The sequence below is a fragment of the Bradyrhizobium sp. AZCC 1578 genome, assembly GCF_036924675.1.
Lineage (GTDB): Bacteria > Pseudomonadota > Alphaproteobacteria > Rhizobiales > Xanthobacteraceae > Bradyrhizobium.
On the sequence record NZ_JAZHRZ010000001.1, the window covers coordinates 1,917,272 to 1,938,006 of the forward strand.

Genomic DNA, 20,735 nt, shown 5'->3' on the forward strand with positions numbered 1-20,735 from the left:
GGTTCGCGATCTCTGTCGCCTTCCCCACATCGGGCCGTCTTGCAAATCAGTTCTGCAGGCTATGGCAGATTGTCCCGCATCACGATGTCGATCCGGATCTTCTCCTGTTCACTCAGGATCGGCTCGCCGCGGGCGAGCGCGAGCAGCACGCGCACGGCGGCGCGGGCCTCATGTCCCGGGTTTTGCGAGATCGCCGCATCCATCACGCCTTGCAACAAGAGCTTGCGCGTGAGCACGGTGACGTCGTGTCCGACGAACACCACCTGCTTCTCGCGATCGGAATCGATCAGGGCCTTGGCAACGCCTTGCGTGCCGGCGCCGACATTGTAGAGGCCGACGATGTCAGGATGTTTGCCGAGCAGCCGCGACATGAGCTGTTCCGAGCGCTCGTCCTCGTCGCGCCCTTCGAGCACGGGCAGCACGTTAAGCCCAGCAAACTCCGACGCCATCACCTGATTGAAGCCGAAGATGCGCTCGGCATGGTCGCGCAGGCCTTGCGAGCCGGCGACGATCGCGACTTTGCCGGATCGCGGCCCAACGAGGCGGCCGACCAGCGCGCCGGCGGTGCGCCCGGCGGCGATATTATCGATGCCAACATAATAATGACGGCGCGACGACGGCACGTCAGAAACCAGCGTCACCACCTTGGCGCCACCATCGACGAGATCATTGATGGCGGCCCGCACGCTCGGATGATCGAGCGCGACAACCGCGACGCCGTCATACTCGCCGACAAGAGCCTCCAGCGAGTTCGCGAGAACGGAGGCATCGAACACGTCGGTCGCGACCATCTCGACCGCGAGCCGGCGGGCCGACAGCCAGCCCGACATCTCGCCGAGATAGGACTGGATCTGCTGCATGAACAGGTTCGGCCCCGACGGCATCACGAAGGCGAAGCGCCGGGCACGGCCACGGGCGAGCTCGGCGCCGGCCACATGCGGCTGGAAGGAGTTGCGCGCGATCGTCTCCTTGACACGGCGGATCGTATCCGGCCGCACGCCGGGGCGGTTGTGCAGGACGCGATCGACCGTCGCGAGGCTGACGCCAGCCTGGCGGGCGATGTCCCTGAGCGTGAGAGGGTTGTCGGCGTCCGGCTCCTTCATGGGCTGAAGGCTAGCAGAGGTTATTTGAGGTACGCAACTCATTTTGAGGAATACGGCCCAGCAGCGGGAAGCTGCTAGAACTCCCGAGGCAAAGCCGATGGTGAATTGCAGCACGGCGCCAATTGCGCACAAGTGGCCCAGCTCACTGAGCAGTACGAGCTCAGAGTTGTCGGATTCTCAGCTCACGAAGCCTTGCTATGTCCCATCGTGCGGACCGTCGGGAGGTTCGAGTCGGGGGAGCGCTACCGTTTTTGCCGACACCAACCGAACCTGCGATATCTCATCGCATGAGGCAGTTCATGCGCGAAGGGCACGAACTGCCGTGGAGCATGTTCGGAGCCACCGCCGTGCAGCGGGGCTGCAGCTGAACTGCGGATCATCAACGTTTCGTCGACTGTTCCTCGAAAACTTTGACGGATACGTTCGCCACCTGTCGCAGTGCTTCCCGATCGGCGCCTGATGACGCCATCACGCCCATGCCGGCGGACACCGCCGAGAGATAGCGCGCCAGCGCGCCAGCGTCGGCGGTCTGCTTCAGATCGCCCTCCTTCTTCGCCCTGACGAAGCGTTCGCGGAGCTGATCCTCGGTCAGCGCACGGCGCGCTGCCAGCTCAAAGGGAACGTTCTCCGAACCGGTACCGCAGGCAAGGCCGCCCTGCACGAGCAGGCAACCGGGCGGATTGTCGGGATCGGTTTGGCTGTCTGCGGTACCCAAGAGCATCCGCTCCGCGACGTCGCGGGCGGTCGGCGCGCTCAAAACCCCCTCCATCCAGGCCGCACGTTTGGCCGTGTACCGGTCGAGCGCAGCCTTCAGGAGACCTTCCTTGTTTCCAAATGCCGCATAAAGGCTCGGCGGGTTAATGCCCATCGCCTCGGTAAGCTGGGCAATGGTCGCGCCCTCATAGCCATGTCGCCAGAAGACTTCCATCGCCTGATCCAGTGCGGCATCGGCGTCGAATTCCCTCGGGCGTCCCATGGCCATTCGCGTTACTCCCTTGAAGCCGACGCCGTTTTCCGCTCGGCGTTCAATCCTCTAACATTCTGATTTGTTGTGGTTCTTTTATTTGATTTCCAGTCTTGCGGCTTCCGACATAAGATTTTCGTAGTGTACAGTACATAAGTATCTTGCGGACCGTCGTCCAGCTCCATATCTGTAGCGATCACTACATTTATGGAGCGCGCAAATGCCCCCATCCGCCAATACCCCCCGTTCCGGCCGATTCCGACACGTTGTCGGCGGCGTTGCCATCATCGGCGTCCTCGCGGCGGCCGGTTCGATCGCGAGCGGCCGCTATTTTCATGCAGCCCAGGCGACCACAGGGACCGCACCCGAGCAGGCCGTCTCCGTCACGATCGCGGTGGTCGAGCCGCGCCGGACCGCGCTGTGGGATGACTTCTCTGGACGTCTCGAAGCCGTCAACCGCGTCGAGCTCCGCCCACGCGTCGCTGGCGCGATCCTGTCGGCCAACTTTGCCGAGGGCGCGTTGGTGAAAGCCGGCGATGTCCTGTTCAAGATCGATCCCGCGCCCTACGCCGCCGAAGTGGATAAGGCGAGCGCGCAGCTCGAGGCAGCAAAAGCGCGTGCGATCTTCACCGCGAGCGAAGTCGAGCGCGGCGCGCAACTCGTCGGCAACGCCGTCGTCACGCGTCGCGATTTCGATCAGCGCGACAACGCCAATCGCGAAGCGATCGCCAATGTGAAGGCGGCCGAGGCGACGCTGCAGACTGCAAAGCTCAACCTAAACTACACCGAGGTCCGCGCACCCGTCGATGGCCGCGTCGGCAAGATCGAGGTGACCGTCGGAAATCTCGTGGCCGCAGGGACTGCTTCCCCGGTCCTAACCTCTCTGGTCGCTGTCAACCCGATCTATGCGAGTTTCGATGCGGACGAAGAGATCGTGCTGCGGGCGCTGAATTCCATTGCAGATAGCTCCGGCAAGCGCGGCAATCTTGATCAAATACCCGTCGAGATGAACACCTCCGGTGGCACATCGGCCAAAGGCCATATCCAGTTGATCGACAACCAGGTCAATGGCCAGAGCGGCACGATACGCGTCCGCGCGGTATTCCAGAACGAGGATGGCCGCCTCATCCCCGGCCAGTTCGCGCGGGTGCGGATGGGCCAGCCGCAGCAACAGACGCTGGTGATGATCGACGAGCGAGCCATCGGCACCGACCAAGATAAGAAGTTCGTCATGGTGGTCAGCGACGACAACCGCGCGGTCTATCGCGGAATAACGCTCGGCGGCGCCGTCGACGGGCTCCGCATCGTGACGGGTGGCCTAAAATCCGGTGACCGCATCGTCGTGAATGGCCTACAGCGGGTACGCCCGGGCGCACTCCTGAAGACCGAAATTGCCCAGATGGGCTCGCGCGGCCCACAGCAAGCATCGAACGACAGCAACCAGCAAATCGTGCAGCGCTAACTACCCGCAGCGCTTGGGGCATAGCAATGAAACTCTCAAAGTTCTTCATCGATCGGCCGATCTTTGCCGGCGTGCTTTCGATCGTGATCTTCCTGGCCGGCCTAATCTCGCTCTTTGCCATGCCGATCTCGGAGTATCCGGACGTCGTGCCGCCCTCCGTGGTGGTGCGCGCGACCTACCCCGGCGCCAATCCGAAGGTGATCGCGGAGACAGTGGCAACGCCGATCGAGGAGCAGATCAACGGCGTCGAGAACATGCTCTACATGAGCAGCCAGGCAACCACCGACGGGGCGATGACACTGACCGTGACGTTCCGCCTCGGCACCGATCCTGACAAGGCGACACAGCTTGTACAGAACCGCGTGCAGCAGGCCGAGCCGCGCCTGCCGGCGGTAGTTCGCCAGCTCGGCATTATCACCAAGAAGAGCTCGCCCGACCTCACCATGGTCGTGCACCTGCTGTCGCCAAACAACCGCTACGACATGACGTATCTTCGCAACTACGCGGTGCTGAACGTCAAGGACCGCCTTGCGCGGATCGACGGCGTCGGTGATGTCCAGCTCTACGGTGCCGGCGACTACTCGATGCGCGTCTGGGCCGACCCGCAGAAGGCCGCCGAGCACGGCCTGACCGCAAGCGATATCGTAAGGGCGATCCAGGCGCAGAACGTCGAGGCCGCCGCCGGCGTGGTCGGCTCCTCGCCGAGCGTCAAGGGCATCGACCTTCAGATGTCGGTCAACGCCGAAGGTCGGCTCGCGAGTGAAGAACAGTTCGGCGACATCGTGGTCAAGACCGGTTCGCGTGGCGAGGTGGTGCGGCTGCGCGATGTCGCGCGCATCGAATTAGGTGCGTCCCAATACGGCCTGCGCTCGCTGCTCGACAACAAACAGGCGGTGGCGATCCCGATCTTCCAGGCGCCGGGCTCCAACGCGCTCCAGATCTCCGACCACGTCCGCGCCACCATGGCCGAGATCAAGAAGAACATGCCCGAGGGCGTATCCTACCAGATCGTCTACGACCCCACACAGTTCGTGCGCTCGTCGATCGAGGCGGTGATCCACACGCTGCTGGAAGCGATCGCGCTGGTGGTACTGGTGGTCATCCTGTTCCTCCAAACCTGGCGGGCTTCCATCATTCCGCTCCTGGCCGTCCCGGTGTCGATCGTCGGCACATTCGCCGTGATGCACGTGTTCGGCTTCTCCATTAATGCGCTCAGCCTGTTCGGCCTGGTGCTCGCGATCGGCATCGTCGTCGACGACGCTATCGTCGTGGTCGAGAACGTCGAGCGCAACATCGAGGCCGGGCTGTCGCCGCGAGACGCCACCTACCAGGCAATGCGGGAGGTCTCCGGCCCCATCATCGCGATCGCACTGGTCTTGATTGCCGTATTCGTTCCCCTCGCCTTCATTTCCGGTCTCACCGGGCAATTCTACAAGCAGTTCGCGCTGACGATCGCAATCTCGACCGTGATCTCCGCGATCAACTCACTGACGCTATCGCCGGCATTGTCGGCGTTGCTGCTCAAGGGCCACAATGAGCCCAAGGACAGGCTGACTCTCATTCTAGAAAAAGGGCTCGGCTGGTTCTTCCGCGGCTTCAACCGCGCCTTCGCGCGCGCCTCGGAGAATTATAGCGGCAGCGTGTCCAAAGTGATCTCCGGCAAGGCCGCGGTGATGGGCGTCTATGTGCTCCTGATTGGCCTGACCGCCCTGCTCTTCCAGCAGGTGCCGAGCGGCTTCGTCCCGGGTCAGGACAAGCAGTACCTCGTCGGCTTCGCACGCCTGCCCGACGGCGCCACGCTCGACCGCACCGAAGAGGTCATCCGCAAGATGAGCGACATTGCGCTGACCCAGCCCGGCGTCGAGAGCTCGGTGGCGTTTCCCGGCCTGTCGATCTCCGGTTTCACCAACTCCTCCAACGCCGGAATCGTGTTCTCTACCTTGAAGCCGTTCGACGAGCGCAAGGATCCCGCGTTGAGTGGCGCCGCGATCGCGGCCGAGCTGAACAAGAAATATGCCGGGATTCAAGAAGCCTTCATCGCCATGTTCCCGCCGCCGCCGGTAAACGGGCTCGGCACCATCGGCGGCTTCAAGCTCCAGATCGAGGACCGCGCCGGCCTCGGCTATGACGCGTTGAACGAGGCGACCAAGGCGTTCATGGCCGCGATGCAGAAGGCACCGGAAATCGCCGGCGTCTTCTCGAGCTTCCAGGTCAACGTGCCACAGTTGTTCGCCGACATTGACCGCACCAAGGCCTTGCAGCTCGGCGTGCCCGTGACAGAGGTCTTCAACACACTGCAGATCTATCTGGGCTCGTACTACGTCAACGACTTCAACAAGTTCGGGCGCACCTATTCGGTCTATGTCCAAGCTGACGCGCCGTTCCGTGCGCGGGCCGACGACATCAGGCAGTTGAAGGTGCGCTCTGCGTCCGGCGACATGATCCCGCTCTCGGCGCTCTTGAGGATTCGCCAGAGCGCCGGGCCTGAACGCGCGATCCGTTACAACGGTTTCCTGTCCTCCGACATCAACGCCGCGGCAGCGCCCGGCTATTCCTCCGGCCAGGCCCAGGAAGCGGCCACCCGCATCGCCGCCGAGGTGCTACCGCCTGGCTTCGCCTTTGAATGGACCGACCTGACGTATCAGGAGTTCATCGCCGGCAACTCCGGCATCTGGGTTTTTCCACTCGCGATCCTCCTGGTGTTCCTGGTGCTGGCTGCGCTCTATGAGAGCCTGACCCTGCCCCTGTCGATCATCATGATTGTGCCAATGGGGTTGCTTGCCGCGATGTTCGGCGTCTGGATGTCGAAGGGCGACAATAACGTCTTCACCCAGATCGGGTTGATCGTGCTGGTGGGATTGTCTGCCAAGAACGCGATCCTTATCGTCGAATTCGCCCGCGAACTGGAATTCGCAGGTCGTTCGCCGATCCAGGCAGCGATCGAGGCAAGCCGCCTGCGGCTGCGTCCGATCCTGATGACCTCGATGGCATTCATCATGGGCGTCTTGCCCCTGGTGCTCTCGACCGGTGCCGGTTCGGAAATGCGCCGAGCTATGGGCGTCGCCGTCTTCTCCGGCATGATCGGCGTCACGGTGTTTGGCCTGTTCCTGACACCCGTATTCTACGTTCTATTGCGCACCGTCACGGGACTGAAGCCACTGACAAACCATTCCGCCAGTGTAGCGACCGGTCATGCGCCGGAGCCCGGTCGCTGATGCGGGGCACTCTGATCGAACGACGGACAGTGGTTGGCCGCGGCCAAACGACGAGCGCCCATAGGCCGCGAAACGCCCGCGAGCCGCGGCCTATGGCGCGGGGCAGAACGAGCCGCGCACGATCGACGAATAGATCAATCTCGACGAGTACGACCGGCGTGTGTGCTTGCAGTACGGCTTGCGACCATGCGGCGAGCTGCCTGCATTGACATTTCGGGGCCGCCAGCGGGCTCCAACCGCTACCGTCAGGAGTACGAAATCGCAGAAGATCGTAGCTTGGCGTAGAAAATCGCGGCCCGTGGTAGCGGGGGGCCGTTACCGCCTTTCCCCACACCAACCGAACCTGCGATATCTTCTTCAATCTTCCGACTCATGGAAGCGACCGAGCAGATCGGGACGTGGAACGCACCGCACACGGCGAGCTTCTCCACGGGCATTGTAGAACTGGGATGGCACCGCTATAGCTGGCGGGGGCCGCTCTAGGATGGTATTGTCTTCAGGAGCTATTGAAGCTCCGAGACCGAGGATTTCCCTTACGCGATCAATCGCGGTCGGGACAATGGCCCTCGAAGAGATGCACTCCAAGGTCAAGCGGACGATCGCGCCTGCGGTCGGATGGCGCGGAAAATGGAGGACGTTATGACGTCCTGGCGTGACGACAGGGTCAGGGCAACCCTGATCCGCGATGCAGCGGGAAGCGTCCAGCCGGGCAAGACCCCCCGGACTTTTGCCGAGCTTCTGTTCGGCCACACCAATAGCGAGGATCTCACCAGCTACGATGCCGCGTCCCTCGCCTTCCTGGCGGAACAGGCTTGGGAGCATGTGCAGCAACGCGCGGCAGGCCGTGCCGATATCCGCGTCATCAATCCAATGATGCCGGACGGGCGCGAGATTTCAGTGCTCGAAGTTCTCAACGACAACATGCCCTTCCTCTTCGATTCGACCATGGCGGAACTCGCCGAGCAGGGCATCGAAGTCACGCTGGTCGCCCATCCGATCATAGCCGTCGAGCGCGACGCGTACGGCAAGCTGCTGCGCTTCTATGGCGAAACACTGCCCGAAGGGTCAGAGGGCGAGCGCGAAAGCCTGATCCATCTGCATATCGCCCGTCTCGACGCCGCTGACGACCGGCAGAAACTGATCGACGGCCTCACCAAGACGCTGAACGACGTGCGCGCTTGCGTGACCGACTGGCGAGCCATGCGCGCCCGCGTCGAAGGGGCGATCAAGACCTTGAGCTCCAATCCGCCGCCGCTGCCGATCGACGAGGTCGCCGAAGCCAACCAGTTCCTGCAATGGCTGTGCGCCGACAATTTCACCTTCCTGGGCCTGCGCGAATATCGCTTCTCGCCCGACAGCGCTGCGTCGGACGAGATCAGCAGCGGCGAAGGTCTCGGCATCCTGCGTGATCCTGATGTGAGGGTGCTGCGCCGCGGCACCGAAATGGTGGTGATGACACAGGAAATCCGCGAGTTTATGCGCGAGCCGACACTCCTCATCGTTGTCAAGGCCAATGTCAGCAGCCGCGTCCATCGCCGCGTCCGGATGGACTACGTAGGCATCAAACTGTACACACCGGACGGCCGGCTCGACGGCGAACTGCGCCTCGTCGGTCTGTTCACCTCGGGCGCCTATACTCGTTCGGTGCGACAAATCCCCTACGTCCGCCACAAGGTGGCGCAGGTGCTCGAGCGCGCCGGCTTCGACCCCAACAGCCATTCCGGCAAGGCGCTGCTGCATATCCTCGAAGAATATCCGCGCGACGAGATCGTCCAGGTCGATATCGAGACGCTCTATAATTTCGTCATGGAAGTCCTGATGCTTTATGAGCGCCCTCGCTTGCGGGCGTTGGCACGAGCTGACAAGTTTGACCGCTTCGTCTCCATTCTCGTGTTCATTCCGCGCGAGAAGTATGACACCGACGTACGGACGCGTGTCGCCGCCTTCCTGGCCCAGGAATACAAGGGGACCTTGGCAGCCTCCTACGTGTCCTTCCCCGAAGGTCCGCTTGCGCGCGTCCATTACATCATCGGGCGCTATGAAGGCAAAACGCCCGTCGTCGAGCGCGCCACGCTTGAAGGCGGGATCAGCGCAATCATCGCAACATGGGGCGACAAGCTGAAAGCTGCGCTTGCGACCACCACTGACGGCATGCGGGCTCGCCTGCTCGCGAACCGTTACGCCCGGGCCTTTACCGGCGGCTATACGGAGATCTTCGACGCCTCACAGGCCATCACTGACATCGCCACCATCGAAAAGCTCAGCGCTGCTCGTCCCGTGGCGCTTTCGGTCTACCGCATCGACGGCGATGATCCGACGCGTTTCGGCCTTAAGGTCTTTTCGCGCGGCACGCCGCTATCACTGTCCTATCGCGTCCCGGTAATCGAAAATCACGGCCTGCGCGTCGTCAACGAGCGCACCTACCAGATTACGCCCAGCGCCACGCCTGCACCCGCACCGGTTTGGCTACACGACATGACGATCGAGGCCAATGACGGCAAGCCGATCATTATTACCGCGGAATTCGGCCGTCGCCTGGAAGCCTCGATCATGGCGGTGGTGGGCGATCGCGCCGAATCCGACGGATACAACGCCCTTATCCTGCGCACGCACTTGAGCTGGCGCGAAGTTTCGGCCATCCGCGCCCTCTCCCGCTACCTGCACCAGATCCGCGCTCCGTTCAGCCAGGACTATATGTGGGGGACGTTGCGCAAGAACAGCGCAATCACCACCAGCATCGTCGCGCTGTTCCAGGCTCGCTTCGACCCGCGGCTCGCCGCCACCAATGCCGAGCGCTCGGCGCGGGAGACGGCGCTCCTCGCCGAGATTGAGGGGCAGCTCAAATCCGTCGCCTTGTTAGACGAAGACCGCATTCTGCGCCGCTTCACCAATCTGGTGCAGGCCATCGTCCGCACCAACCTGTGGCAAATTGGCCCGGACGGACATCCGCGTCCGGTGATTTCCTTCAAGTTCGACGCCCGCAAAATCGATGACCTGCCGGCTCCGCGACCGCTCTACGAGATCTTTGTCTATTCGCCGCGTCTCGAAGGTATCCATCTACGTTTCGGCAAGGTCGCGCGCGGCGGCCTGCGCTGGTCCGACCGGCCGCAGGATTTCCGCACCGAGATCCTCGGCCTTGTCAAGGCACAGCAGGTCAAGAACGCCGTCATCGTACCGGTCGGCGCTAAGGGCGGCTTCGTGCCCAAGCGCCTGCCGCCGCCCTCCAATCGTGAGGCCTGGATGGCGGAAGGCACCGAAGCCTATCGCATCTTCGTTCGCTCGCTGCTCGAACTTACCGACAATCTCAATGGCGATGCGATCGTGCCGCCCGACGACACCGTGCGGCACGACGAGGATGATCCCTATCTCGTCGTCGCGGCCGACAAGGGCACGGCGACTTTCTCCGACACCGCCAACGCGATCTCAGTCGAGAAGGACCATTGGCTCGGTGACGCTTTCGCCTCCGGCGGCAGCCAAGGTTATGACCATAAGAAGATGGGCATCACCGCGCGCGGTGCGTGGGAAGCAGTCAAGCGCCATTTCCGCGAGCTCGGCACCGATATCCAGACCATGCCCTTCACCGTTGCAGGTGTCGGCGATATGTCCGGCGACGTCTTCGGCAATGGCATGCTGCTTTCGCCGGCGACAAGGCTGGTGGCGGCCTTCGACCACCGGGACATCTTCATCGATCCCTCGCCCGACCCTGCCATCAGCCACGCCGAGCGCCTGCGCTTGTTCAACATGCCGCGGTCGAGCTGGCAGGACTACAACAAATCGCTGATCTCGCAGGGCGGCGGCGTGTTCTCGCGTTCGCTCAAAGCGATTCCGCTCGCGCCGGAAGTGCGCACCCTGCTGGATCTCGACAAGCCGCAGGCCACGCCTTTCGAGGTGATGACGGCGATTCTGAAGGCACGCGTCGACCTGCTCTGGTTTGGCGGCATCGGCACCTATGTCCGCGCGTCTACGGAAAGCGACGATCAGGCGGGCGATCGGGCCAATGATCCGATCCGTGTTACCGGTTCTGACATCCGCGCCCGGGTGATCGGCGAAGGTGCCAATCTCGGCGCGACCCAGCGCGGCCGCATCGAAATGGCGCAGAGAGGCGTCAAGCTCAACACCGATGCCATCGACAATTCGGCGGGAGTGAACACTTCCGACGTCGAGGTCAATATCAAGATTGCGCTGGCGCGTCCCGAACGCGAGGGACGCCTCAGTCCGAGTGACCGCAACAGCCTGCTTGCCGCGATGACCGACGAGGTCGGCACGCTGGTGCTTCGCAACAACTACCTTCAGTCGCTGGCGTTGTCGCTGGCCGAACGCAAGGGCGTGGCCGACAATGGCTTCCTTGCCCGCCTGATGCAAGCGCTCGAGCGGAGGGGCCTCCTCGACCGCGCCGTTGAGTTCCTGCCGGACGACGTCGCGATCGCCGCGCGCACCCAGCGCGGCCAGCCCTTTACGCGGCCAGAACTCGCCGTCCTGCTCGCCTATGCCAAGCTTACCCTTTACGATGATCTGCTCGTCACAAGCGTGCCGGACGACCCTTATCTCATCGGCGAATTGTCAAAATATTTCCCGCACGAGATTCGAGACAAGTTCCCCGATTCCATGAAACACCATCGTCTGCGCCGGGAGGTTATCTCCACCAATCTTGCCAATGCCGTAATCAATCGCGGCGGCCCGACCTGCATCGGCCGCCTGATCGATGAGACGGACGCCGACGTATCCACCATCGCCATGGCCTTCGTGGCGGTGGAGGAATCTTATGGTCTCGAGCGGCTGAACAACGCGATTGATGCGCTTGACACGGAGATCAACGGTCAAGTCCAACTCGGCCTCTACGCGGCGATTCAGGATCTCCTGCTCTCCCGCATGATCTGGTATGTGCGCAACGTTGATTTCAAAGCCGGCCTGGATGCGGTCATCTCGCGCTTCGGCCCGAGTATCCGAGAGATCGCCGCCGGGCTCGACAACGCCCTGCCGCAGGACCTGCAGTCTGGCCGCAGCAAGCGGCGACGGGACCTGGTCGATGCCGGCGTCCCCACCGACCTCGCAAACGAACTCGCCGATCTCGACGCCTTGGTCTCCGCACCGGATATCGTGACTGTCGCCGAGCGCACCAGCCGCGCCATCGGCGACGCCGCCACGACCTTCTTCGCTGCCGAGGCCAATTTCCACCTTCATCCCATCATCGTCGCCGCGCGCAGCGTGCCGGCAAACGATCACTTCGAACGTCTCGCCATCGACCGCGCGATTGACCAGATCGCAGCAGCCGAAAGAAGATTGGCCGCGGATATGCTGACAACCGGCCAATGCGGCCAGCAGGCTACCGAGACCTGGCTCGCGGCTCATCCTGAGGCGACGCGCATCCGCCGCTCCGTCGAGGAGATCGCTGTCAGCGGACTGACGCTCGCCAAGCTGACTGTGACGGCGAACCTGCTGGGGGATTTGGTCAAGAGTTGATGGGCGCGCCGCGGCGAGACGAGAGCTGCGATGTCCAGACCATCAACCTGCCGGACCGGATTGCAACAAGTCGCCGGCTTGCGTGCAAAATCGCACGCAATTTCAATAGCTTGACAATCGTTTCCAAATGAAGAGGTAGCCTCTCGCAGGCAGGATCAGTCTTGCAAAATTTGAGGCAACGTGCCGCGCACGTGTCGACCGCGAAGAGCCGGAAACTCGACGCCGATGCGAAAGAACGACAGCGCCGTTGTTGAAAACGAGTTCATATGCGCTGCCGAAAACCCAGGCGCTCCATCCAGTCATGCGCACGTCATGCTTTGCTTATAGCCGGTCATGTTGACAGCAGATTACGCCGCTTGTGGAGTTTACGATGCCCGCCTCGTCCGATCTTCCGGTAGTTGGCGCCGCGTTGACCAGCACGACCCTCGCGTTGCATCGGAACTGGATTCTCGAACGACAACGCGACCTCGAGATCCAGGACTTCTTCGAGGCGGAGACGCTTGACGGCGATTGGCGCGCACAGGTTGAGTCGATCCGCAAGCTTCTCGACGGCTATAAAGGCCGGCTTGGCATTCACGGGCCTTTCTGGGGCTTCAAGATCGACAGCCAGGATCCGCTGATCCGCGCGGTCGTCACCAAGCGTTTGCTTCAGGGGCTCGAGGTTTGCGAAGCCCTTGGCGCAACACAGATGGTCATCCATTCGCCCTACTCGACCTGGGATTACAACAATCTCGATATCAATCCCGGTGCCCGCGCGCGCGTCATCGAGCGCGTCCACGCGACGCTCGGGAATGTCGTGAAGCGCGCCGAAGGCATCGGCTGCGAACTCGTCATTGAAAACATCGAGGACAAGGATCCAATGGACCGTGTGGAACTTGCGAATAGTTTCGCAAGTCCTGCCGTGCGCGTCTCGCTGGATACCGGCCATGCAAACTACGCCCACGGCTCCACCGGCGCTCCGCCCGCCGATTTCTACGTCGATGCCGCTGGCGACGCGCTTGCCCATGTCCACATCCAGGACACCGATGGCTATGCGGACCGGCACTGGCTTCCCGGCGAAGGCAACGTCGGTTGGCCGGCGGTCTTTCGCGCGCTGGGCCGTCTTTCATCCCGTCCGCGCCTGATCATTGAGGTGAAGGACCAGACCAACATCCGCGCAGGCGCGGCGCATCTCGAAGCGCTGGGATTGGTGGTCTGACACGACGGCCGCGCGGCCTGGGCGTGTTGCATCCGGTTCACCTTCGCCGCGATCAGGCAAGGGTCTCGTGCGCGAAATATCGGCTTGCTTTGTCTGAGAAGGAGAAGTCCATGATACGCCCCTCCCGCCGTTCGGTCGTCGGCCTCGGCGCCGCCGCAGCCGGCACGCTGCTGCTGCCACGCTTCGCGATTGGGCAGACTGACAACCGGCCGACGATCACGATCGCGGTGCAGAAGGTCACCAATTCGAACACGCTGGATGTGCTGCGCGAGCAGTCCAACGTCGGAGAGCGCGTGTTCTTCTCCTCGCTGTGGGAGGCGCTGATCGGCAAGAACTGGCGCGGCAGCCTGGAAACAGTCCCCGGTCTCGCCACGGAATGGCGCCGCATCGACGAGCAGACCGTCGAGTTGAAACTGCGTCCGGGCGTGAAGTTTCACAATGGCGACGAGATGACCGCAGAGGACGTCGTGTTCAGCTTCGGCCGTGAGCGCATGTTCGGCAGCACCGAGGCCAAGAACCGCACGACCATCAAGGCGTTCGAACAGATCCCAACGCCCCGCCCCGGCAAGGAACTGCCGCCTGAAGTCTCTGCCACGGCCCGCCGCATCTGGCCGGATCTCCTGCGCGTCGACGCCGTGGACAAATACACGGTGCGCTTCGTCAATGCGACGCCGGACGTAACGCTGGAAGGCCGCCTGTCCCGTTACGGCTCCAACATCTTGAGCCGCCGCGGTTGGGAAGAGGCTGCGAGCTACCTCGACTGGGCGCGCAAGCCGGTCACGACTGGTCCTTACAAGGTCGTCGAGTTCAAACCTGACGTGTCGCTGACGCTGGAGGCCCATGACGAATACTGGGGTGGTCGGCCGCCCCTGAAGCGCATCCGGTTCGTCGAAGTTCCAGAAGTTTCGAGCCGCGTCAACGGACTCATTTCCGGCGACTATCAGTTCGCCTGCGACATTCCGCCGGACCAGATAGCCGGCATCGAGAAGAATGCCGCCTTCGAAGTTCAGGGCGGCACGATCCTCAACCACCGCCTGACCGTGTTCGACAAAAATCATGCGCAGCTCGCCAATCCGCTGGTGCGCCGCGCCTTCACCCATGCGATCGACCGGCAGGCGATCGTCGACAGCCTCTGGTCTGGACGCACGCGCGTACCGCGTGGCCTGCAGTGGGAATATTACGCCGACATGTTCCAGGCCGACTGGACGGTTCCGGAATACAATCCAGCTTTGGCGCAGGATCTCCTCAAGCAGGCGAACTACAAGGGCGATGCAATTCCATACCGGCTGCTCAACAACTACTATACCAACCAGGTGGCGACCGCGCAGATCCTCGTTGAGATGTGGAAGGCCGTCGGCCTCAACGTCCAGATCGAGACCAAGGAAAACTGGACCCAGATCATGGAGCGCTCCAACACCCGCGCGGTGCGTGACTGGTCCAACTCCGCACCGTTCAACGATCCGGTTTCTTCCATCGTCGCGCAGCACGGGCCGAACGGCCAGCAGCAGCAGATCGGCGAATACGCAAATGCCGAAGTCAATACGCTCTCGGAATTTCTGGAAACCTCGACCGACCGCCCCGCGCGCAGGAAGGCCTTTCGCCGCATGCTGGAAATCTGCGAGCGCGAAGACCCCGCCTACACGGTGCTGCACCAGAACGCGGTCTTCACCGCCAAGCCGAAGTCAATCAAATGGAAGGCTGCGCCGGCCTTCGCGATGGATTTCCGCGCCGGCAATTTCGAGGTCTGAAGCCGATGGCGCCGCTGGTCTCGATCGAAAGCCTCACGGTCGCCTTTGATGGGGCAGCGGTGCTGCACGGGATCGATCTGCAGGTCGAGCGCGGCGAAGCGCTCGGCCTAGTCGGCGAGTCCGGATCAGGCAAGTCCGTCACCTGGCTCGCTGCCCTCGGTCTGCTGCCGCCGAAGGCCGCCTCGATTGGCGGCCGCGTCAGGCTGGAAGGAGCCGACATCCTCGGCGCCGCGCCGGTCGAACTCGACCGGGTTCGCGGCGGGCGGATCGCCATGATCTTTCAGGATCCGGCAAGCGCACTCAATCCGGTGTTGTCCATCGGCAAGCAGATCGGTGAAAGCCTCGCACTGCATCGGGGCATCTCCGGCGCGTCGATCCGCTCTGAAGCCCGGCGTCTGCTCGATCTTGTCGGCATTCCCGATCCGGAGCGACGCCTCTCCGCCTATCCGCACGAATTCTCGGGCGGCCAGAACCAGCGCATCATGATTGCCATGGCGCTTGCGGGAGACCCGGACCTGCTGGTCGCCGACGAACCGACGACGGCGCTCGACGCGACAATTCAGTCTCAGATTCTCGAACTGATCGGCAGTGTCCGGCGCGAGATGGGAATGGCGCTAGTGCTCATCAGTCACGACCTCGGCGTCGTTGCGGAAAATTGCGACCGGGTCGCCGTGATGTATGCGGGCCGCATCGTCGAGGAAGCCGCGGCGGACGAGCTATTCGCCGATCCGCGTCATCCTTATACGCGGGGCCTGACGGGCGCGCTGCCGCCGATCGACGGTCCGCGTCGCCGATTGACCGCCATACCCGGCATGGTGCCGAATCCGAAGGCGATGCCGCCAGGCTGCGCGTTCGCGCCGCGCTGCGCTTCGTCCGACCGGCTCTGCGAAAACAAGCCGCCGCTTCTGCGCGCAATCGGCGAACGGCGACGGCTCGCCTGCATGCTGGAGGGCGGTGCTCCGCTGCATTCGCCTGTGCTGGAGGCAGCGGCAGAATGACGGCGCCTGTCGTCAAGGTCGAAGCCGTCGTCCGCAGCTATCGCATGCGAACCGGCATGTTCGGGCGTGTCACAGATGTGCGCGCGGTCGACGGCGTCTCGTTCGACATCCAACGCGGCGAAACACTCGGTCTCGTCGGCGAGTCCGGTTCCGGCAAGTCGACCACTGGGCGGATGGTTCTCGGGCTCGAAGCGCCTGACAGCGGCTCGGTCGCCTTCGAACGGGCGGCAATGACGACGATCGGATCTCCGGCATGGCGCTCTCAACGTGCCCGCATGCAAATGATATTTCAGGACCCCCTCGGAGCACTCGATCGCCGCTGGACGATCGCGAGACAAGTTCGCGAACCGTTCGACATCCACGCTATCGGTGACGATGCCTCCCGCGCAGCGCGCACCGACGAACTGCTCCGTTCGGTCGGCCTCTCGCACGATCAAGGGCTGCGATATCCGCACGAGCTCTCCGGCGGTCAGCGGCAACGGGCGGTAATTGCGCGAGCGCTGGCAACGCGGCCGGACTTCCTGGTCTGCGACGAACCGGTCAGCGCGCTCGATGTATCGATCCAGGCCCAGGTCATCAACCTGCTGATCGACCTGCAGGCGGAACTAGGCCTCACCATGCTGTTCATCAGCCACGACTTGCGCGTCGTGCGACAGATCAGCAAGCGGGTCGCGGTGATGTATCTTGGCCGTATCGTTGAGCTCGGCGACGCGGACCACCTCTTCGCCACCCCGCAGCACCCCTATACACGCGCGCTGGTCTCCGCATCGCCGGCACCAGGGCGACGCAGTAACAAGCGGATCGTTCTGACCGGCGATCCGCCAAATCCCGCCGCCCGTCCGCGCGGCTGCGCCTTTCACCCGCGCTGTTCTCACGCCTTCGCACGCTGCCGCGTGGAATCGCCGACACTCGTTGAGATCTCACCCGACCGCAGCGTTGCCTGCCATTTGATCGATACCGGGACCGTCCCGGCCGCCTCGGAGGCCGCCGCCTGATGCTGCGATTTTTCGCCGTCCGCATTGCCCGCGCAATGCTCACCATCACGCTGGTCGTCACCTTCGCCTTCGTCGTGCTGCGCCTTTCCGGTGATCCGGCGCTGATCATCATGGGACCGGAAGCGCCGCCGGAGGTGATCGCCGCCTTCCGCAAGGCCTGGGGACTCGATGACCCGATCTGGATGCAGTATCTCGACTATTTCGGGGCGATCGCTCGTGGCGAACTCGGCCGCTCGATGCGGGACGGGCGACCGGCGATCGAACTGGTCGCGGAGCGGATTCCGGCGACGCTGGTTCTCACAATTCCGGCGCTGCTCCTCAAGCTTGGCATCGGCATTCCTGCCGGCATCCTTGCCGCGCTCTACCGCGGCCGCATCATCGACCGCGTGGTGATGGCCGCGGCCGTGGCCGGCTTCACCGTCCCGAGCTTCGTTCTCGGCCTCGTGCTCGTCCTCATCTTCGCGGTACAGCTCGGCTGGTTACCCTCTGGTGGTCAGGATAGCTGGCGGCATGCCATCCTGCCCATCATCACGCTCGGTATCGGCGGCGCTGCGGTGCTGGCGCGCTTCACCCGCAGCGCGATGCTGGAGGTGCTTGGTCAACCCTATGTGCGGACGGCATCGGCCAAGGGTCTCGCATGGCGCGCGGTCGTCGCCCGGCATGCGCTGCCAAATGCGGCGATCCCCACCGTGACGATCGTCGGTTTTATGGTGGGGACGCTGATCGCCGGTGCCGTCGTCGTCGAAAGCGTATTTTCCTGGCCGGGCGTTGGCAGGCTGCTGGTGGTCGCGGTAGCCAACCGCGATCTCGCGGTGGTCCAATGTGTCCTGCTGCTGGTAGCTGCGACGATGGTCGCCTCAAATCTGGCCGTCGATTTCCTCTACGGATTCCTCGACCCGCGGCTGCGGACCGGAACACAGGCGGGAGCGCATTGAGATGGTCGACCTGTCGCTTCCGCAGCAGCGCGCCGCCCGTCGACGTCTCTCGCTGCCGAAAATTCCGACTGCGGTGGTGATGGCGATTGTCTGGATTCTAGCAATCCTTGTCGTCGCACTGCTTGCAGACACCATCGCGCCCTACAGCCTGACCCGAATGGACCTGAAGAACCGGCTGTCGATGCCCGGCAATGCGGCGCATTGGCTTGGGACCGACGAACTCGGCCGCGATGTGCTCTCGCGCCTACTATTCTCGATCCGGATTTCGTTGTTGATCGCCTTTGGCGCGACGGCGATCTCCGCCGTGCTTGGCACCTTGCTCGGCTTCCTGGCAGCGCATTTCCGCGGCCTGATCGAACAGATTGTGCTCATGCTGGCTGATTTTCAGGCCAGCATGCCGTTCCTGATCCTGGCGCTCGCCGTGCTGGCCTTCTTTGGCAGTTCGTTGCCGCTCCTCGTATGTCTCATGGGGCTCCATGGCTGGGAGCGCTACGCGCGGATTGCGCGCGGCCTTGCTATCTCGGCCGCGGCACAGGGCTATGCGGGAGCTATCAGGCAACTCGGCGCGACGCCGTCCCGGATCTATGTCCGGCACATTCTTCCCAACATCGCATCTACCCTGATCGTCTCGATGACGCTGGTATTCCCGGAAGTGATCCTGCTCGAATCCGGGCTGTCGTTTCTGGGCCTCGGCGTGCAGCCGCCAATGACCAGCCTCGGCAACATGGTCGGCTATGCCCGCGAATATCTTGGCCGCGCACCGTGGATCATGCTTGCCCCGGCCACGACCATCGTCCTGACGACCCTTGCCGTCTCGATCATCGGCGACTGGCTGCGCGACAAGCTTGATCCAACCCTGAAATAGCCCCTCTGCTTCCGGATATCGTCATGCCCCACCCCATCGTCGTCACCGTCATTTGCGACGGCCACAGGCCGGATTTTGTCTCTGACGAGACGACCCCGCACATGGCTCGCCTAAGGCGTGCAGGAACGTGGTTCGCAAATCACCGGGGAATTTTTCCATCGGCCACTCGCGCCTCCTCTGCCTCGATCGCCACCGGCTCATGGCCACGATCGCATGGCCTGCGCGGCAATACCGTCGCGCTGCCTGTGGTCGACGGGCATGAAGTCCATGACGCCGGCAAACCGGCGTTCTACGATACCTATCGCGATCACTTCGGCCGCCTGTTGGCGCGCCGATCATTGGCCGAACGCGTGGCACCTCTCAACGGCGCCGTCCTGTGCTCCAACGTCTCGCCCGGAGCGGCTTTCTTCCATGATTCGTACGGTCACGGAACCTTGCTGCATCGCGAGCTGTCTTACGCTCCGGGGCGACAGCCTCTCAAGGAGACGATCGATGCGCCGCCTGGAAGCATCGGTGATGCCTTGCTGACAGATCGCTTTCTTGCCGAGCTCGCCTCGAATCCGCCTTCGATCGCCACCTTGTGGTTATCCGAACCGGACAAGACGATGCACGCATTTCCACTTGGCTCGCCGGAGCATCTCCTCGCGCTGCGTGCGGTCGATGATCATGTCGGCGCGGTTGGTGAGGCAGTCGAACGGCTGCGGGATAACGGCCACGATGTTCTCCTTTTGATAGGCTCCGATCACGGACATGAATCCGTGACGGAAACAGTTCCGGTCGAGCGCCGACTGTTCGAGGCTGGATTCAAGAGTTCGCTCGAAAGCTCCGAAATTGCCGTCGCGCCGCAGGGCTCATCTGCTTTCATTCACTTTGGTGGCAGCGCATTGTCGCGCCGCGGCGAGGTCGCCTCCTGGCTCGGCGAACAGCCCTGGGCTGGCCGCATCATATCCGGCGAGGACCTTGCCGAACTGGGCCAGATCCCCGGCGACGATCTGCTGGCCGTCGATATGGCGAAGAGCTCGGGCTCAAACAGCAACGGCGTTCCCGGCCTGACCGCCATGGCAGTGCGGTTTTCCGAACAGGAGGACGCGACCCGTCGAGACCGCGGTATGCATGGCGGTCTGGGCGCTTACGAAACGCAGCCAACGCTGATCGCGGTAGGGCGTGGCTTTTAGGCAGGCGCGTCGTACACGAGAACGAGCCGCATCATCGACATCGCGCCGACGGCACTGGCGCATCTCGAACTTCCTTTGGACGAGTTCGACGGAACTGCGCTGCAGAAGTGGCCGTAGCCCCGTGCACACGCTCCGCCGCCGTCAAGCACGCGCCCCCCAAATTGCGCCAACGCCATGGAGATAAGACGATATGGTCAGCATGACGCGCGACGCCGTTTAGTTCGATTCTCGACCGAGCTTCAGAAGCTCCATTTCCAAACGCGGCCAGAAATTCGGCTGAGAACAGAGCTGTTTATCTAACGAACTCAGGACCTTGAGCCGCTGGCTGGGGCGGGAGGGATCGAACCTCCGAATGGCGGAATCAAAATCCGCTGCCTTACCGCTTGGCTACGCCCCAAAAGGCCTGGCCGGGACACGGGACCGATCGATGCAATCCGTGTCCGGCACCGCCGGTCTATAGAGGGAGCCCCGCCATTTCAACAGGCAGCGGGGGCGAATTTCACCCAAAATCAGCTCCCTCGACGTGACCCTCCATAAAGGGTCACTATAAAGGGTCACTGCTTCGGGTCTCTCGAGCCGGTTTCTCACGCCCGGGCGGGAGCGATACCGCCCACCGG

Annotated in this window: 12 protein-coding genes and 1 tRNA gene; 10 read left to right on the forward strand and 3 right to left on the reverse strand. The window is 63.0% G+C overall.

What is annotated here, in order from left to right:
* Nucleotides 1–59: 59 nt before the first annotated feature.
* Nucleotides 60–1,103 carry a LacI family DNA-binding transcriptional regulator gene (locus V1290_RS09570; protein WP_334364174.1) on the reverse strand — a complete coding sequence of 348 codons (1,044 nt, stop codon included), beginning with the start codon at nucleotides 1,101–1,103 and terminating at the stop codon, nucleotides 60–62.
* Nucleotides 1,104–1,482: 379 nt separating this feature from the next.
* The gene (locus tag V1290_RS09575) at nucleotides 1,483–2,085 is read right to left on the reverse strand and encodes a TetR/AcrR family transcriptional regulator (RefSeq protein ID WP_334364175.1); all 603 of its coding nucleotides are present in this window, start codon (nucleotides 2,083–2,085) and stop codon (nucleotides 1,483–1,485) included.
* Between the two features lie 202 nt (nucleotides 2,086–2,287).
* On the opposite strand from V1290_RS09575, the gene V1290_RS09580 reads away from it, so the two are divergent.
* From V1290_RS09580 to V1290_RS09625, 10 genes are all read left to right on the forward strand, one after another.
* Entirely contained in the window at nucleotides 2,288–3,529 is a 1,242-nt protein-coding gene (locus V1290_RS09580; protein ID WP_334364176.1) for an efflux RND transporter periplasmic adaptor subunit, read from the forward strand.
* Nucleotides 3,530–3,555: 26 nt separating this feature from the next.
* On the forward strand, nucleotides 3,556–6,744 hold the full coding sequence (locus V1290_RS09585) for an efflux RND transporter permease subunit (RefSeq protein ID WP_334364177.1): 3,189 nt from the start codon (nucleotides 3,556–3,558) through the stop codon (nucleotides 6,742–6,744).
* 627 nt (nucleotides 6,745–7,371) lie between these two features.
* The gene (locus V1290_RS09590) at nucleotides 7,372–12,204 is read left to right on the forward strand and encodes an NAD-glutamate dehydrogenase (RefSeq protein ID WP_334364178.1); all 4,833 of its coding nucleotides are present in this window, start codon (nucleotides 7,372–7,374) and stop codon (nucleotides 12,202–12,204) included.
* Between the two features lie 370 nt (nucleotides 12,205–12,574).
* Nucleotides 12,575–13,402, forward strand: coding sequence for a sugar phosphate isomerase/epimerase family protein (locus V1290_RS09595; RefSeq protein WP_247830608.1), 828 nt, complete (start codon nucleotides 12,575–12,577; stop codon nucleotides 13,400–13,402).
* A gap of 110 nt (nucleotides 13,403–13,512) precedes the next feature.
* Nucleotides 13,513–15,150 carry an ABC transporter substrate-binding protein gene (locus V1290_RS09600; RefSeq protein WP_334364179.1) on the forward strand — a complete coding sequence of 546 codons (1,638 nt, stop codon included), beginning with the start codon at nucleotides 13,513–13,515 and terminating at the stop codon, nucleotides 15,148–15,150.
* Nucleotides 15,151–15,155: 5 nt separating this feature from the next.
* Entirely contained in the window at nucleotides 15,156–16,148 is a 993-nt protein-coding gene (locus V1290_RS09605) for an ABC transporter ATP-binding protein (RefSeq protein ID WP_334364180.1), read from the forward strand.
* Nucleotides 16,145–17,143 carry an ABC transporter ATP-binding protein gene (locus tag V1290_RS09610; RefSeq protein WP_334364181.1) on the forward strand — a complete coding sequence of 333 codons (999 nt, stop codon included), beginning with the start codon at nucleotides 16,145–16,147 and terminating at the stop codon, nucleotides 17,141–17,143. The genes V1290_RS09605 and V1290_RS09610 overlap by 4 nt, the downstream gene beginning before the upstream one ends.
* Nucleotides 17,143–18,078, forward strand: a complete 936-nt coding sequence (locus V1290_RS09615; RefSeq protein WP_334364182.1) for an ABC transporter permease — start codon at nucleotides 17,143–17,145, stop codon at nucleotides 18,076–18,078. The genes V1290_RS09610 and V1290_RS09615 overlap by 1 nt, the downstream gene beginning before the upstream one ends.
* A 1-nt stretch (nucleotide 18,079) precedes the next feature.
* Nucleotides 18,080–18,943, forward strand: a complete 864-nt coding sequence (locus V1290_RS09620) for an ABC transporter permease (protein WP_334364183.1) — start codon at nucleotides 18,080–18,082, stop codon at nucleotides 18,941–18,943.
* Nucleotides 18,944–18,966: 23 nt separating this feature from the next.
* Nucleotides 18,967–20,118: an alkaline phosphatase family protein gene (locus tag V1290_RS09625; RefSeq protein ID WP_334364184.1), complete on the forward strand. Its 1,152-nt coding sequence runs from the start codon at nucleotides 18,967–18,969 to the stop codon at nucleotides 20,116–20,118.
* Between the two features lie 322 nt (nucleotides 20,119–20,440).
* Here V1290_RS09625 and V1290_RS09630 read toward each other — a convergent pair.
* Nucleotides 20,441–20,515: transfer RNA gene (locus V1290_RS09630), tRNA-Gln, on the reverse strand.
* Nucleotides 20,516–20,735: the final 220 nt, after the last annotated feature.